This window comes from Streptomyces sp. TLI_105 (genome assembly GCF_900105415.1).
GTDB lineage: Bacteria > Actinomycetota > Actinomycetes > Streptomycetales > Streptomycetaceae > Streptomyces.
Genome location: NZ_FNSM01000001.1, coordinates 4,482,300 through 4,497,187, shown reverse-complemented (window position 1 = coordinate 4,497,187; position 14,888 = coordinate 4,482,300). Strand labels below are relative to the sequence as shown.

The following is a 14,888-nucleotide window of genomic DNA, read 5'->3' as shown; positions in this document are numbered from 1 at the left end:
CACGGGCGCCACCGACTCACCCGGCCGCTGCGGACGGACGCCATGTCAGGACATCGACACCGTCCGCTTCTTGGAGGCCCGTACCGCGCCGACCACGACGAAAAGCGCGACCGCCGCGACTGCCGTCCGCAGCCCGACGCTCGCGTCGCCGCCGTAGCTGAACCGCACGACCGCCGGGGCGATCAGCAGCGCGACCAGGTTCATCACCTTCAGGAGCGGGTTGATCGCCGGACCCGCCGTGTCCTTGAACGGGTCGCCGACCGTGTCCCCGATGACGGTCGCCTCGTGCGCCTCACTGCCCTTGCCGCCGTGGTTCCCGTCCTCGACCAGCTTCTTCGCGTTGTCCCAGGCGCCACCGGAGTTGGCGAGGAAGACCGCCATCAGCGCGCCCGCCCCGATCGCCCCCGCGAGGTACGCGCCGAGCGCGCCGACCCCGAGTGCGAAGCCGATCGCGATCGGGGCCATCACGGCGAGCAGCCCGGGCGTGGCGAGTTCGCGCAGCGCGTCCTTGGTGCAGATGTCGACGACCCGCCCGTACTCCGGCTTCTCGGTGAAGTCCATGATCCCGGGGTGCTCGCGGAACTGCCGTCGCACCTCGTAGACGACCGAACCGGCCGAGCGGGACACCGCGTTGATCGCGAGCCCCGAGAAGAGGAAGACGACCGCAGCGCCGAGGATCAGGCCGAAGAGGTTGTTGGGCTGCGAGATGTCCATCGAGAGCGTCAACTCGGCGGCCTTCACGTCGAACTCCCCGACGTCGGCGACCGAGGTCGCGATGGCGTCCCGGTACGAGCCGAAGAGCGCCGAGGCCGCCAGGACGGCGGTGGCGATGGCGATGCCCTTGGTGATGGCCTTCGTGGTGTTGCCGACGGCGTCGAGGTCGGTGAGGACCTGGGCGCCCGCCCCCGTGACGTCCCCGGACATCTCCGCGATGCCCTGGGCGTTGTCGGCGACCGGGCCGAAGGTGTCCATGGCGACGATCACCCCCACGGTGGTGAGCAGCCCCGTCCCGGCGAGGGCCACCGCGAACAGCGCCAGCATGATCGAGGCGCCGCCGAGCAGGAACGCCCCGTAGACGGTGAGCCCGATCAGCAGGGCCGTGTAGACGGCGGACTCCATGCCGAGCGCCACGCCCGCGAGGACGACGGTCGCCGGACCGGTGAGGGAGGACTTGCCGATGTCCCTGACCGGCCGCCGGCTCGTCTCGGTGAAGTAGCCGGTGAGCTGCTGGATGAGCGCGGCGAGGACGATGCCGAGGGCGACCGCGACCAGGGCGAGGACCCGCGGATCGCCGCCGTGGTCGCGGATGCCCGGCTCGGTGACGCCTTCGAGCTCGGCGTACGAGGAGGGCAGGTAGACGAAGGCGGCGACGGCGACGCCCACCAGCGAGATGACCGCCGAGACCAGGAATCCGCGGTTGATCGCGCTCATCCCGCCTCGGTCGGCGCGCCGCGGGGCGACCGTGAGGATGCCGATCACGGCGGTGACCACGCCGATCGCCGGCACCATCAGGGGGAACGCGAGGCCGTGGTCGCCGAAGGCCGCCTTGCCGAGGATGAGGGCGGCGACCAGGGTCACGGCGTACGACTCGAAGAGGTCGGCCGCCATGCCGGCGCAGTCGCCGACGTTGTCGCCCACGTTGTCGGCGATGGTGGCGGCGTTGCGCGGGTCGTCCTCGGGGATCCCCTGCTCGACCTTGCCGACGAGGTCGGCGCCGACGTCTGCGGCCTTGGTGAAGATCCCGCCGCCCACTCGCATGAACATGGCGATGAGCGCCGCACCGAGTCCGAATCCCTCCAGGACCTTGGGCGCGTCGGCGGCGTAGACGAGGACGACGCAGGCGGCCCCGAGCAGTCCGAGGCCCACCGTGCACATGCCGACGACCCCACCCGTACGGAACGCGATCCGCATGGCCCGGTGCGCGACCTCGTTCAGGTCCCTCTCGGGTTCGCCCGGCGCGGGCGTGGCCTCCCTGGCCGCGGCGGCCACCCGCACGTTGGCCCGTACGGCGAGCCGCATGCCGAGGTAGCCGGTGACCGCCGAGAAGAGCGCCCCGACCAGGAAGAACAGGGAACGTCCTGCGCGCTGCGACCAGTCGTCGGCCGGCAGCAGCATCAGCAGGAAGAACACGGCGGCCGCGAAGACGGCGAGGGTCCGCAGCTGCCGCGCGAGGTAGGCGTTGGCGCCCTCCTGCACGGCGGCGGCGATCTCCTTCATCCTCTCGGTGCCCTCACCGGCCGCGAGCACCTGGCGGACGAGGAGCCGCGCGACGATCAGCGCGGCGAGGGCGACGGCCGCGACGACGACCACGATCGTCCGGTTCCCGCTCGTGAGCACCGCCGCGGCGAGAGTTGTGGGGTACATGGGGACGGATCATAGGGAGACAAGACGGTACATACGGGGATGCACCAATTCGTGGGCGAGGACACCCGGAGCAGAGGACCGGGAAGGCGCCTGCGCAGGAGAACGGCACAAGAGAAGAGGCCCTGCGTCGCAGGGCCTCTTCTCTCCGTACGTGTAGGGGTCAGGACAGGACGTCCGCCGAGCTCACCGGCCACCTCATCCGGATGGTGCCGCCGTCCTCGCCGGCGCTCACCTCGACGTCGTCGACGAGCCCACGGATCACCGCGAGCCCCATCTCGTCCTCGCCGTCGGCGTCGTCGAAGCCCTCGGCCGGGGCCGCGGTCCGCGCGCCGGGGACACCGGCCGCATCGGCCGCCGCCACCCCCGCGCCCGGCACCTCGTCACCGACCTCGATGGAGAACGACTTCTCCTCCTCGGTCAGGACGACCCGGATGGGGGTCGTGACGTCGTTGCTCCGATGCAGCCCGACCGCACGCGAACAGGCCTCACCCACAGCGAGACGCACCTCGTCGAGGACCGCGTCGTCCACACCCGCCCGACGCGCGACCGCGGCCGCCACCAGGCGGGCCGTGCGGACGTGCTCCGGCTGAGCGCTGAAGCGGAGTTCAACGGTGGCCATGCGAACCCCCTGGGCTCAGTCGACGGCGTTGACGGCCTCGTCGACCGAGGTGTGGATCGGGAACACCTTGGTGAGGCCCGTGATCCGGAAAATCTTCAGAATGCGCTCCTGGTTGCAGACCAGACGCAGCGAGCCCTCATGCGCGCGAACGCGCTTCAGGCCGCCGACGAGCACACCGAGGCCGGTGGAGTCGAGGAAGTCCACGCCCTCCATGTCGACGACCAGGTGGTAGCTGCCGTCGTTCACCAACTCGACCAACTGCTCGCGCAGCTTGGGCGCGGTATACACATCAATCTCGCCACCGACCTCGACGACCGTACGGTCACCACCAGCGCCGGACACATTGCGAGTCGACAGGGACAGGTCCACGGATCCTCCAGCACCTTGCTATCGGGCGATCGTCCCCTCGGGTCTCCGGGGCGGAGCCGAGGAACGGAACGCCAGCCGCGATGGCATTCAATCACTTACCAGCAGCCATGCACGACGCCTTGGAAGCATTGTCCGTCATGGCAGTGACACACTCGGTGCCGATGGCCAAGAATCACCGCCCCCGTCGTCGGGCCGGGGAAACGGGCAGCCGCCCCTCTCCCGGCATGATCCTCGACCGGCTCTCCTCGGGCGAGAGCCGGGCTGCGCGCATCACTCATACGGAGCACATGCCCGCCCGGGAGGGCCGGCATGCCGTCTGGCCGCACCGCATCCGACCGGAAGTGATCGCGGCGATCCAGGAGGCCGGGATCGAGCACCCCTGGGCCCACCAGGCGAAGGCCGCGGAGCACGCCCTGGACGGCGAGTCCGTGGTGATCGCCACCGGCACCGCCTCGGGCAAGTCGCTCGCCTACCTCGCCCCCGTCCTCAGCACCCTCCTGGACGGCTCGGAGGCCCCGAACGGCCGCGGCACCACCGCCCTCTACCTCGCCCCCACCAAGGCCCTCGCGGCCGACCAGCGACGCGCCGTACGGGAACTGGCCGCCCCGCTCGGCAACCGGGTCCGTCCCGCCGTCTACGACGGCGATACGCCGTTCGAGGAACGCGAGTGGGTCCGGCAGTACGCGAACTACGTGCTGACCAACCCCGACATGCTGCACCGGAGCATGCTCCCCTCCCACCCCAGGTGGTCCTCCTTCCTACGCTCCCTGCGCTACGTCGTGATCGACGAGTGCCACACCTACCGGGGCGTCTTCGGCTCCCACGTCGCCCAGGTGCTGCGCCGCCTGCGCCGCGTCTGCGCCCGGTACGGCTCCGAACCGGTCTTCCTCCTCGCCTCGGCCACCTCCGCCGAACCGGCCCGGGCCGCCGGCCGCCTCACCGGCCTGCCGGTCACCGAGGTCTCCGACGACGCCTCCCCGCGCGGCGAGCTGGTCTTCGCCCTCTGGGAACCGCCACTGACCGAGCTGCACGGCGAGCGCGGCGCGCCCGTGCGCCGCACCGCCACCGCCGAGACCGCGGACCTGCTGACCGACCTGACCAGGCAGGGCGTCCGCTCGGTCGCCTTCGTCCGCTCCCGGCGCGGCGCCGAGCTGATCTCGGTGATCGCCCAGGAACGGCTGGCCGAGACCGATCACGCGCTCGCCCGCCGCGTCGCCGCCTACCGGGGCGGCTATCTGCCCGAGGAGCGCCGCGCTCTGGAGCGGGCCCTGCACTCCGGCGAGCTCCTCGGCCTGGCCGCCACGACCGCCCTGGAGCTGGGCGTGGACGTCTCCGGCCTGGACGCCGTCCTGATCGCCGGCTACCCGGGCACCCGGGCCTCCCTGTGGCAGCAGGCGGGCCGTGCCGGCCGCTCCGGCGAGGGCGCCCTCGCGATCATGGTGGCCCGGGACGATCCGCTGGACACCTTCCTCGTCCACCACCCGGAGGCGATCTTCGAGCAGCCGGTCGAGACGACCGTCCTGGACCCCGACAACCCCTACGTCCTCGCCCCCCACCTGTGCGCCGCCGCCGCGGAGCTCCCGCTGACCGAGCCGGACCTGGCCCTCTTCGGCCCGGCCGCGCCCGGCCTGCTGCCCCAGCTGGAAGGGGCCGGTCTGCTGCGCCGCCGCTCCACCGGCTGGTACTGGACCCGCCGCGAGCGGGCCGCCGACCTCACCGACATCCGGGGCGGCGGCGGCAGTCCCGTCCGGATCGTGGAGGCCGGCACCGGCCGCCTCCTCGGCACCGTCGACGAGGCCGCCTCCCACACCGCCGTCCACGAGGGCGCCGTCCACCTCCACCAGGGCCGCACCTATCTGGTCCGGGAGCTCGACCTCAAGGACTCCGTGGCCCTCGTCGAGGAGGCCGTCCCCCCGTACTCCACCACCGCCCGCGACACCACCTCCATCACCGTCCTCGAGACCGACACCGAGATCCCCTGGGGAGCCGGCCGCCTCTGCTACGGCTCCGTCGAGGTCACCAACCAGGTCGTCTCCTTCCTCCGCCGCCGTCTGATCACCGGCGAGGTGCTCGGCGAGACCAAGCTCGACCTGCCGCCCCGCACCCTGCGCACCCGGGCCGTGTGGTGGACGGTCACCGAGGACCAGCTCGACGCCGCCCGGATCGATCCGGAGATCCTCGGCGGCGCCCTGCACGCCGCCGAGCACGCCTCCATCGGCATGTTGCCGCTCTTCGCCACCTGCGACCGCTGGGACATCGGCGGCGTCTCCGTACCGCTCCATCCCGACACCCTGCTGCCCACCGTCTTCGTGTACGACGGGCACCCGGGCGGCGCGGGCTTCGCCGAGCGCGCCTTCCGCACCGCCCGCGCCTGGCTGACGGCCACCCGGGAGGCCATCGCCTCCTGCGAGTGCGAGGCGGGCTGCCCCTCCTGCATCCAGTCCCCGAAGTGCGGCAACGGCAACGATCCGCTCCACAAGCGCGGCGCGGTCCGCCTCCTCACGGAACTCCTGAGGGAGGCCCCGGAGGACCCGCCCGCGACCTGACCTCCGGCCGGTACGGGCCGCGCACGACCCGCGCGGTCACGTCCGAGACCCCGTCCCGCACCGCGCACCGCGCCAGCTCGGCGCCCTGCGCGACGGCCACGCGCGAAGCCGCGGCGCACGCCTCGGCCTCGCCCCACAGGGCCCGGTCGGCGGCGGCGAGGGCGGCCAGGTCGGCGGCCCCGCCGGCCCGGTGCCTGGCCGCCACCGCCTGCCCGAGCGCGAGCACCACCCCGAACACCACGCACAGGGCACACGCCGCGAACGCAGCCCACACGGTCGCCACCCCACGATCCCCCACCAGCCCCGCACCCCGCCCGCCCCGCCGCCCCAGCGGGCCCGGGCGCCGGTCTGAGCACCGCCCCAGTGGGCCCGTGTCCCGGCCCGAGCGCCACCCCATCAGCCGAGCCGCACTCCGATTCGGCAACCGGGCCGCACCCCAGTCCGGCCACCTGCCCGACAGCCGGGCCGCTCCCCGGCTCGTGTCCCCGCGCCCCGGCAGGGCACGACCGGGAGTGCCGCGGTGCTCGGTGGCCGTCATGGGGGTCCTCCGCCCATCGGGTCCTCCGCGAGGGCCGCCGCGTCGGCTCTCAGGGTGACTCCCATGCCCCGGGGGCCCGGGGCCGCCGCCTCCACCGTCACCCGCCACAGCTCGCCCTCCCGCGCCACCGAAACCCGGGCGCCGTCGGGCGCGGCGGCACGGGCGGCCGCCTCCGCGGAGGCCACCGGCTCCGAACGGGCCGCCGCCCTCGCCCCCGCCCTCGCCGCGTCCACGCACCGGATCTGTGCGGCAGCCGCGGCCAGCGCCCAGAGCAGCGTCACCGTGAACAGCGCGAGGACGGGCAGGACCATCGCCGCCTCCACGGTCACGAACCCCCGGTCAGAACGGCGCATCGAGGGCCTTCCCGATCACCGACTCCAGCGCCCCCGAGACCGCCCCACTGGTCACGATCTTGTAGAGCACAGCGGCGAACGCCGCCGCGGCGATCGTCCCCACCGCGTACTCGGACGTGGTCATTCCCTCATCGCGGCGCACTGCCGTCCGCCGCGCCCGCCACCAGCCACGCAGCCGCACCCTGAGCGCCATGCCGACCTCCTCGTCCCGCCCCGTCTCGTCCTGCCGTGCCTCGCCGTGCTCTGCCATGTCGTCATTCCCCGTCATCTCTCGTCGTGCGATGTCGTGTCGTGTCATGTCTCGTCGCGCCGTGTCTCGTCGTGTCGTCGCGTTCATCCGTCCAGCAGCCCCGTCGCGAGGCCGATCACCACCGGAGCCACGCCCACCGCCAGGAAGGCGGGCAGGAAGCAGAGCCCCACGGGCGCGCTGATCAGCACCTGCGCCCTCCGTGCCCCGGCCGCCGCCGCGCGGGCGCGGGTGGCGCGCAGGGCGGCCGCGTGCCGGGCGACGGCCTCCGCCGCCGGTGCTCCCGAGGAACCGGCCCGCTCCATGCAGCGGGCCAGCCCTTCAGCGCCCGGTATCGCGCCGAACCTCCCCCACACCTCGGCCGGTTCGCCGCCGAGCCGCAGCTCGGCGGCCGTGCGGGTCAGACGCTCGCCGAGCGGACCGCCCAACGACCGGCCCACCGCCTCCGCCGCCTCGCCTGGTCCGGCTCCGGAGGCGGCGCAGGCCGCCAACAGATCCGCGGCGAGCGGAAGATGACGCACCGCCTCCTCTTCGTCGGCCGACGGCGGCGAGGACCGCCGCGCCGCCCTCCACCTCGCTCCGGCGGCCACCAGGGCCCCTGCGCACAGGCCACCGGCCCCGCCGAACAGCACCCAGCCGACGCCGACGCCCATGAGAGGCGCCGACCAGAGCCACACCCATGCCGGCAACCCGCCCCGGGCCTTCCGGGGGCGCGGCTCCGGGCTCGCGAGGAGAGACCCCGCCCGCCGCCGCGTCCGGCGCGCCCGCAGTCCGCGCAGCACCTCGATGACACCCTGCGCGCACAGGACCGCGGCCAGAAGCGGGAGACCCGCCGCTCGAACACCGTCCGACACGTGGTGAACCTCTTCCCCGATCACACCCGCTCCCCTCCCCGTACGATCCGTGCGGCCCACCACAGTCCGGCCGTCTCCAGCGCCCCGCCCACGGCCAGACAGCCCAGGCCGGCCGGTGTGTGCAGCAGCACCCACAGCGGATCGGCGCCCAGGGCGGCACCGAGGGCGAGCCCGGCCGCCGGGAGGAGGGCGAGGACCGTCACCGTGGCCCAGGCACCGGCCAGTTCGGCCCGCAGACGGTCGCGCTGCTCACGGTGGTCCCGCAGGGCCGCCTCCAGCCGGTCGAGCCCGGCGGCCAGGCCCGCGCCTCCGTCCACGGCCACCTGCCAGCAGGCCGCCATGCCCGCGAGCCCGTCGGCGCCGTCCTGCCGGGCCGCCCGCCGGAGCGCCTCCGGCACGTCCCCACCGAACCGGGCCGCCGCCAGCACCGACGCCTCCGCGGCACCGAGCGCGCCCGTCTCCCGGGCCGCGAAGGACAGCGCCTGCGCGGGCTGCCACCCGGCCCTCAACTCACCCACGACCGCCCCGCACAGGGCCACCACCCGCTCGGCCCGCGCCTCGCGCTCCTTCCTGCGTCCCGCGGCCCGCAGCCTCCGCCCCACCAGGGGCACCGCGAGCGCCCCCGCCAGCAGCGGCAGCGGTGACTCGCCGAGGAGGGCGAGAACTCCCGCCACCGGCAGGCACAGCCACGCGCGCCGCCCCCGCAGCGCGGCCCACCACCGCGCGGTCACCGCCGGCCACTCCCAGCCGCCGTGCCCGCCGGTGACCTCGCCCGCGAGCAGCGCCCGCGCCCGGCCCGCACCGCGCCGCCGCTCGACCGTCCACCACAGGGCGAGCACCGCGCAGAGCGCCGCCGCTCCATGCGCCGCGCCCCGTACCGGCACCATCTCGCCCGTCACCGCGATCCCCCTCCGATCAGCGACCTCAGCCGCTCCCAGCCCCGCTCCCGCTCGAACCCGGTCGCGCCCCACCGCAGCGCCGGTACCGTCCGGACCAGGCCGTCCCGGTCCCGCTCCAGGACGTGCGCCTCGGCGATCCGCCGCCGCCCGTCCCGGTCCCGTACGACGTGCAGCACGACCGACAGGCCCGCGCCCAACTGGCTGTGCAGGGCGGCCCGGTCGAGTCCGGCCGCCGTCCCCAGGGCTTCGAGCCGCGCCGGGACGTCCGCGGCCGTGTTGGCGTGGACCGTTCCACAGCCGCCTTCGTGACCTGTGTTGAGAGCGGCGAGCAGGTCCACCGCCTCGCCGCCCCTGACCTCGCCGACCACCAGCCGGTCGGGGCGCATCCGCAGCGCCTGGCGGACCAGGTCCCGCAGGGTCACGAGCCCGGCGCCCTCCTGGTTCGCCGGCCGCGCCTCCAGGCGCACCACGTGCGGGTGGTCCGGCCGCAGCTCCGCCGAGTCCTCGGCGAGCACGATCCGCTCCCGCTCCCCCACGAGCCCCAGGAGCGACGCGAGGAGCGTGGTCTTGCCCGTCCCGGTGCCGCCGCTGACGAGGTACGACACACGGGCGTCGATCAGGGCCCGCAAGATCGGGGCACCGTCCGGCGGCACGGTGCCCGCCGCGACCAGCTCCTCCAGGGAGAAGGCGCGCGGGCGGACCACCCGCAGCGACAGGCAGGTCGAGCCGACCGCTACCGGCGGCAGGACCGCGTGCATCCGGGTGCCGTCGGGGAGCCTGGCGTCGACCCAGGGTCGGGCGTCGTCGAGACGGCGTCCGGCCACCGCCGCGAGCCGCTGTGCGAGGCGGCGGACCGCGGCGGCGTCGGGGAAGGACACCGGGGCCCTCTCGAGACCGGTGCCCCGGTCCACCCACACCTGGTCGGGTGCGGAGACGAGGACGTCGGTGACCGCCGGGTCTGCGAGCAGTGGCTCCAGCGGCCCGGTGCCGATCAGTTCGCACCTCAACTCCTCGGCGGCACCGAGTACTTCCGCGTCGCCGAGCAGCCTTCCCTGGGCCCGCAGCGCCGCTGCCACGCGCGCCGGAGTGGGATCGGCCCCGCTCGCCGCGAGCCGCTGCCGCACGGCGTCGAGAAGCCCCGTCCCACCGCCCGCGCCGCCTTCCACGCCCCAGGCCACAGCCCCTGCCCCCGCCCCGGTCACGCCTCACCGCCGACGCGCTCCCAGAAGGCGGCGCAGAACCGGCCGAGGGGCCCCCGGGGTTCGGCGCCCGGTGGCATTCCCGCGTCCTGGTCGACCACGATCCCCGGGTCGTAAGGGAGTTCCCCGACGAGCGGCAGCCGCAGCGCGTCGGCGACCCATCGCTCGTCGAGTCCCGCCGCGTACGGGCCACGGACCACGGCGCGCAGGTCGCGCACGACCGGGCCGATCGTCGAGACCATCCGGTGCGCGGCCGCGACGGCCCTCAACTCCCCGGGTACGACGAGCAGTCCGAGATCGAGCTGGGCCAGGGCCTCGGTGACCGACGGGTCGGCCCCGCGCGGCAGGTCGACCACGACGGCCCCGCCCCGGCGGCGCGCGGCGGCGAGCACGGACCGCACGGCCTCGGGCGGCACCGGAGCCGCCGCGTCCCTGCCCCAGCTGAGCACCCGGACGCCTCGCACCGACGGCAGGGACTCCTCCAGGGCGCCCCCGGCCAGACGGCCCTTCGAGGCGGCGAAGTCGGGCCATCGCCTGCCCTCCTCGCGCTCGCCGCCGAGCAACACGTCGAGCCCTCCGCCCAGCGGGTCGCCGTCGACGAGCAGCGTGCGGTGCCCGGCCCGCGCGGCGGCGAGCGCGAGACCGCAGGCCAGGGTGGAGGCGCCCGCGCCGCCTCGGCCGCCGACGACGCCGACCGTCAGCGCCGCCCTGTCCGCTCCCTCGGCCGCGTCGGCGAGGCGGTCGACGAGGAGGCTCTCGGCGCCCGGAAGGCTCAGGACGCTCTCCGCGCCGATCTCGACCGCCAGCCGCCACAGTCCCGGATCGTCCCGGTCACGGCCGACGAGGAGGGTCCCGGGCCGGCGGACCGCTCCCCGACAGCGGGCGGCGGCGTCGTCGCCGATCAGGACGAGCGGCGGATCGGTCCAGCTCGCGCGCCGGTCCGGCACCCGGTGGTCCACCTGGGGCTCGACTCCGGCGGCGGCGCACAGCCGCAGGAGATCGTCGAGCAGGTCGAGGTCCTCGGTGACGATCAGCGGACCGGGCCGGCGCGGCCCGCCCGGCCCCGCCCCGTCCTGCCCCGCTCCGCCTGCCGTACCCCTGGCCCCGGAAGTCCTGGATGTCTCCACGGCGCACACCCCTCTCGTGATTCCTGCCGGCCGCGAACTTCGCGACAGGAATCACCGTGGGGCCGTCCTGGAAATCGTGCCGATCTTGCCGAAAAACTGTGGATAAGCGAGGGGCTGTGAATAACTTCGTCGCCCCTTCGGGGACTGTCCGGAACGCAGTCCGCCGATTACTGTGAGTGATGCATCGAGAGCCGGGCGGGGCCTCGGTCGACTCGTGACCGACGAACGGAAGGGAGGGGGCAGGCGATGGCACACAGGGCCGAAATGGCTCCGGACATGCGACGACCCCCGCCGGGGGGGAGAGCGGGGGTCGTCTCTCCGGCCGACTCGGGGGGGGAGGAGCCGGACCGGGTTAGCACGGTCGCGAACGATCCGTGACTTCCATGGTGTACCCGAGAGCCTTCTCAGGCAAACCCACGCGCCCCAGCGTACGCCGAATGGCGGGCACCTATGCTCGGGCTCGTGGAAAACCACTCCTTGCCGCGCACAGCCGCCTTCTTTGACCTGGACAAGACGGTCATTGCGAAGTCTTCGACGTTGACCTTCAGCAAGTCCTTCTACAGGGGCGGACTGATCAGCCGCCGCGCCGCCCTGCGGACGGCCTACATCCAGTTCGTCTTCCTGGCGGGCGGAGCCGATCACGACCAGATGGAGCGGATGCGTGAATATCTTTCCGCACTCTGCAAAGGCTGGAACGTCGCCCAGGTGAAGGAGCTCGTCGCCGAGACCCTTCACGATCTGATCGACCCGATCATCTACGACGAGGCGGCCTCCCTCATCGAGGACCACCACTCCGCCGGCCGCGACGTCGTGATCGTCTCGACCTCAGGGGCCGAGGTGGTCGAGCCGATCGGCGAGATGCTCGGCGCCGACCGGGTCGTCGCCACCCGGATGGTGGTCGGCGAGGACGGGTGCTTCACCGGGGAGGTGGAGTACTACGCCTACGGGCCGACGAAGGCGGAGGCTGTGCGGGAGCTCGCGGAGTCGGAGGGCTACGACCTCTCGCGCTGCTACGCGTACAGCGATTCGGCGACCGACATCCCCATGCTGGAGGCCGTCGGCCACCCGTACGTGGTCAATCCCGACCGGACGCTGCGCCGTGAGGCCGTGGCACGGGAGTGGCCGGTTCTGGCCTTCGAAAAGCCGGTGCGGCTCAAGCAGCGGCTGCCCGAGTTCCGGATGCCGCCCCGTCCCACGCTCGTCGCCGCGGCGGCGGTCGGAGCAGCGGCCGTCGGGGCCGGACTCGTCTGGTACGCGGCGCGACGTCGGCAGGCAGCCCTCGCCCATCGCCTCGCCGATGACTTTGCCCGAATTTGAGCAATCGGCAGAGAAGTGGAGCCACCACTTTCGCTTCCACCCGGACAGGAGTAGAAAGGAAGCAGGCCCGCGAGACCGAGGACATCCGAGAGGATCACCTGTTGAGCATGAAGGCCCCACGGACCTAGCACTGAAACCGGGCACCCACGCGACGTCGACCCGTCGATTACGGGCCAGCCGCACCAGGCCACGGGCAAAGTTCCCGGCCTGATGGGCACATATCGAGGACGCTTGGTAACTGGGTGGACGTGCCAGCGGCGGTACCAGGACTGGTGCCGCCGCAACCCATTTCCGGACCTGTCCGACCCATGAGAGCCCGACCGCCCCGCGAGGGCCCGGGCGACCCATGAGAGCCCAACCGCCCTACAAGGACCTGGCCGACCCATGAGAGCCCGACCGCCCCACGGGGGCCCGGTCGCCCCATGAGAGCCAGGCCGACTCGCGAGGGCCAGGCCGCCCACGAAGACCGGACGGCCCGCGAGGGGCAGGGTCAGGCGGCGCCGCGCTGGAGGGCCTCGCAGACGGCCGTCGACTCCCGGACTCCCAGCTCGACCGAGCGTCCACAGTGCGCGATCCAGGCACCCACGCCCTCCGGGGTGCCCGACAGGTACCCCTCGAAGGCGGCGAGGTACGCGGCCCGGCCCTGTTCCGCGTGGCCGACCTCGGCCGGACAGACGGCCTTGGGGTCGAGGCCGCTGCCGATTAGCGCGATCCGCTCGGCCGCCCGCGCGACGAGGCCGTTGTACGAGGTGAAGGGGCGCAGCGCGAGCAGTTCGCCGTGCACCACGGAGGCCGTGACGAGGGCCGGGGCCTCGCTGCCCACGACGATCAGTTCGGCGAGGCCGTCGAGCCGTCCCGCGACCTCGGCGGGCGTCGGCAGCGGGAGGTCGATCAGGGGTTCGTCGACCGTCTCGCCGTCCAGCCGGGGCCGTCCCACGGGGTCGCCGACACCGGTACCGGCCGGGAGGGCCGCGTCGCCGGCGGCGACCAGGTGCAGCCGGGCGAGCACGCGCAGGGGCGACTGGCGCCAGATGGAGAGCAGCTGCCCGGCCTCAGCGCCGAGGCGCAGGGCGGCACCGACGGTGCGGGCCTCGGCGTCGGCGCTGAAGTCCGTGCGCCGACGGACCTCCTCCAGGGCCCAGTCGGCCCCGGACAGGGCGGCTGAGCCGCGCGCGCCGCGCAGGGCCGCCTCGGAGGAGATCTCGTTGCTGCGGCGGCGCATCACGCGGTGGCCGTAGACCCGGTCGACGGCCTTGCGTACGGAGTCCACCGCTTCGGCGACGCCCGGCAGGGAGCCGAGGGCGGCCAAGGGGTCAGAGGCGTGCGTACTCATAGGTAGGGAGGCTACGCGCCTCGGGGCCCCGCCCCACGATGGAGTGGTCTTCTTCACGCAGCTTGACCACGAGGTGCGATCGTGCCGCTACGCTAGGTGAACATGAAGATCGCTTTCGTGGGGAAGGGCGGCAGCGGCAAGACCACGCTGTCCTCGCTCTTCATCCGCCACCTCGCCGCCAACGAAGCGCCGGTCGTCGCCGTCGACGCCGACATCAACCAGCACCTGGGCGCCGCGCTCGGCCTGTCCGAGGCGGAGGCCGCCGCGCTGCCCGCGATGGGCGCGCATCTGCCGCTCATCAAGGAGTACCTGCGGGGCAGCAATCCGCGGATCGCCTCCGCCGACACGATGATCAAGACGACGCCGCCCGGGGAGGGTTCGCGGCTGCTGCGGGTCCGCGAGCACAACCCGGTGTACGAGGCGTGCGCGCGTCCGGTCCCGCTCGACGACGGCGAGATCCGACTGATGGCGACCGGGCCCTTCACCGAGTCGGACCTCGGGGTCTCCTGCTACCACTCCAAGGTCGGCGCGGTGGAGCTCTGCCTCAACCACCTGGTCGACGGGGCCGACGAGTACGTGGTCGTCGACATGACGGCGGGTTCGGACTCCTTCGCGTCGGGTCTCTTCACCCGCTTCGACATGACCTTCCTGGTCGCCGAGCCGACCCTCAAGGGAGTCTCGGTCTACCGTCAGTACAAGGAGTACGCGCGGGACTTCGGCGTGGCGCTCAAGGTCGTCGGCAACAAGGTGCAGGGCCAGGACGACCTCGACTTCCTGCGCGAGGAGGTCGGCGAGGACCTGCTGGTGGCGGTGGGGCACTCGGACTGGGTCCGCGCGATGGAGAAGGGCCGTCCGCCCCGCTTCGAGCTCCTGGAGGCGGAGAACCGCATGGCGCTCCAGGCCCTCCAGGACGCGGCGGACGACTCGTACGCCCACCGCGATTGGGAGCGCTACACGCGCCAGATGGTCCACTTCCATCTGCGCAACGCGGAGAGCTGGGGCAACGCCAAGACCGGGGCCGACCTGGCGTCGCAGGTCGACCCCGACTTCGTACTGGACGAAGGGCTCAGTGCCGTTCAGCCCGCTTGACCCCCGAAGGCCGATCGGCCCGCCTGACGTCGAC

General features: G+C 73.5%; 14 protein-coding genes. 3 read left to right on the top strand and 11 right to left on the bottom strand.

Features of this window, described 5'->3' with window-relative positions; genetic code table 11:
- Positions 1-45: 45 nt before the first annotated feature.
- The 3 genes from BLW86_RS20615 to BLW86_RS20605 all read right to left on the bottom strand — a co-directional run bounded on the left by BLW86_RS20615 (position 46) and on the right by BLW86_RS20605 (position 3,352).
- Entirely contained in the window at positions 46-2,364 is a 2,319-nt protein-coding gene (locus tag BLW86_RS20615; RefSeq protein ID WP_093875392.1) for a sodium-translocating pyrophosphatase, read from the bottom strand.
- Positions 2,365-2,524: 160 nt separating this feature from the next.
- Positions 2,525-2,983 (bottom strand): ATP-binding protein, encoded by a 459-nt coding sequence (locus tag BLW86_RS20610; protein ID WP_093875391.1) that lies wholly within the window; start codon positions 2,981-2,983, stop codon positions 2,525-2,527.
- A gap of 15 nt (positions 2,984-2,998) precedes the next feature.
- Positions 2,999-3,352: an STAS domain-containing protein gene (locus BLW86_RS20605; RefSeq protein ID WP_015034520.1), complete on the bottom strand. Its 354-nt coding sequence runs from the start codon at positions 3,350-3,352 to the stop codon at positions 2,999-3,001.
- A gap of 80 nt (positions 3,353-3,432) precedes the next feature.
- On the opposite strand from BLW86_RS20605, the gene BLW86_RS20600 reads away from it, so the two are divergent.
- Positions 3,433-5,898 carry a DEAD/DEAH box helicase gene (locus BLW86_RS20600; protein ID WP_093875390.1) on the top strand — a complete coding sequence of 822 codons (2,466 nt, stop codon included), beginning with the start codon at positions 3,433-3,435 and terminating at the stop codon, positions 5,896-5,898.
- Here BLW86_RS20600 and BLW86_RS20595 read toward each other — a convergent pair.
- From BLW86_RS20595 to ssd, 7 genes are all read right to left on the bottom strand, one after another.
- Entirely contained in the window at positions 5,852-6,181 is a 330-nt protein-coding gene (locus tag BLW86_RS20595) for an Rv3654c family TadE-like protein (RefSeq protein ID WP_256341375.1), read from the bottom strand. The genes BLW86_RS20600 and BLW86_RS20595 overlap by 47 nt on opposite strands.
- A 251-nt stretch (positions 6,182-6,432) precedes the next feature.
- On the bottom strand, positions 6,433-6,789 hold the full coding sequence (locus BLW86_RS20590; RefSeq protein WP_256341374.1) for a TadE family type IV pilus minor pilin: 357 nt from the start codon (positions 6,787-6,789) through the stop codon (positions 6,433-6,435).
- Complete coding sequence (locus BLW86_RS20585) at positions 6,776-6,982, bottom strand: DUF4244 domain-containing protein (RefSeq protein ID WP_093878774.1); 207 nt, start codon at positions 6,980-6,982, stop codon at positions 6,776-6,778. The genes BLW86_RS20590 and BLW86_RS20585 overlap by 14 nt, the downstream gene beginning before the upstream one ends.
- 140 nt (positions 6,983-7,122) lie before the next feature.
- The gene (locus BLW86_RS20580) at positions 7,123-7,890 is read right to left on the bottom strand and encodes a type II secretion system F family protein (RefSeq protein WP_093878773.1); all 768 of its coding nucleotides are present in this window, start codon (positions 7,888-7,890) and stop codon (positions 7,123-7,125) included.
- Between the two features lie 20 nt (positions 7,891-7,910).
- On the bottom strand, positions 7,911-8,777 hold the full coding sequence (locus BLW86_RS20575; RefSeq protein WP_177181948.1) for a type II secretion system F family protein: 867 nt from the start codon (positions 8,775-8,777) through the stop codon (positions 7,911-7,913).
- Between the two features lie 8 nt (positions 8,778-8,785).
- Positions 8,786-9,967 carry a TadA family conjugal transfer-associated ATPase gene (locus BLW86_RS20570; RefSeq protein WP_256341373.1) on the bottom strand — a complete coding sequence of 394 codons (1,182 nt, stop codon included), beginning with the start codon at positions 9,965-9,967 and terminating at the stop codon, positions 8,786-8,788.
- Between the two features lie 20 nt (positions 9,968-9,987).
- Positions 9,988-11,115: a septum site-determining protein Ssd gene (gene ssd, locus BLW86_RS20565; protein ID WP_093878771.1), complete on the bottom strand. Its 1,128-nt coding sequence runs from the start codon at positions 11,113-11,115 to the stop codon at positions 9,988-9,990.
- Between the two features lie 450 nt (positions 11,116-11,565).
- Here ssd and BLW86_RS20560 point away from each other — a divergent pair, with 450 nt between their 5' ends.
- A complete protein-coding gene (locus BLW86_RS20560; protein ID WP_093875387.1) occupies positions 11,566-12,432 on the top strand; it encodes an HAD family hydrolase in 867 nt (288 codons plus the stop codon).
- 490 nt (positions 12,433-12,922) lie between these two features.
- Here the strand turns inward: BLW86_RS20560 and BLW86_RS20555 are convergent, their stop codons facing one another.
- Positions 12,923-13,765 carry a Fic family protein gene (locus BLW86_RS20555; RefSeq protein WP_093875386.1) on the bottom strand — a complete coding sequence of 281 codons (843 nt, stop codon included), beginning with the start codon at positions 13,763-13,765 and terminating at the stop codon, positions 12,923-12,925.
- Between the two features lie 102 nt (positions 13,766-13,867).
- Here BLW86_RS20555 and BLW86_RS20550 point away from each other — a divergent pair, with 102 nt between their 5' ends.
- A complete protein-coding gene (locus BLW86_RS20550) occupies positions 13,868-14,854 on the top strand; it encodes an ATP-binding protein (RefSeq protein ID WP_093875385.1) in 987 nt (328 codons plus the stop codon).
- The last annotated feature ends 34 nt before the right edge of the window (positions 14,855-14,888 follow it).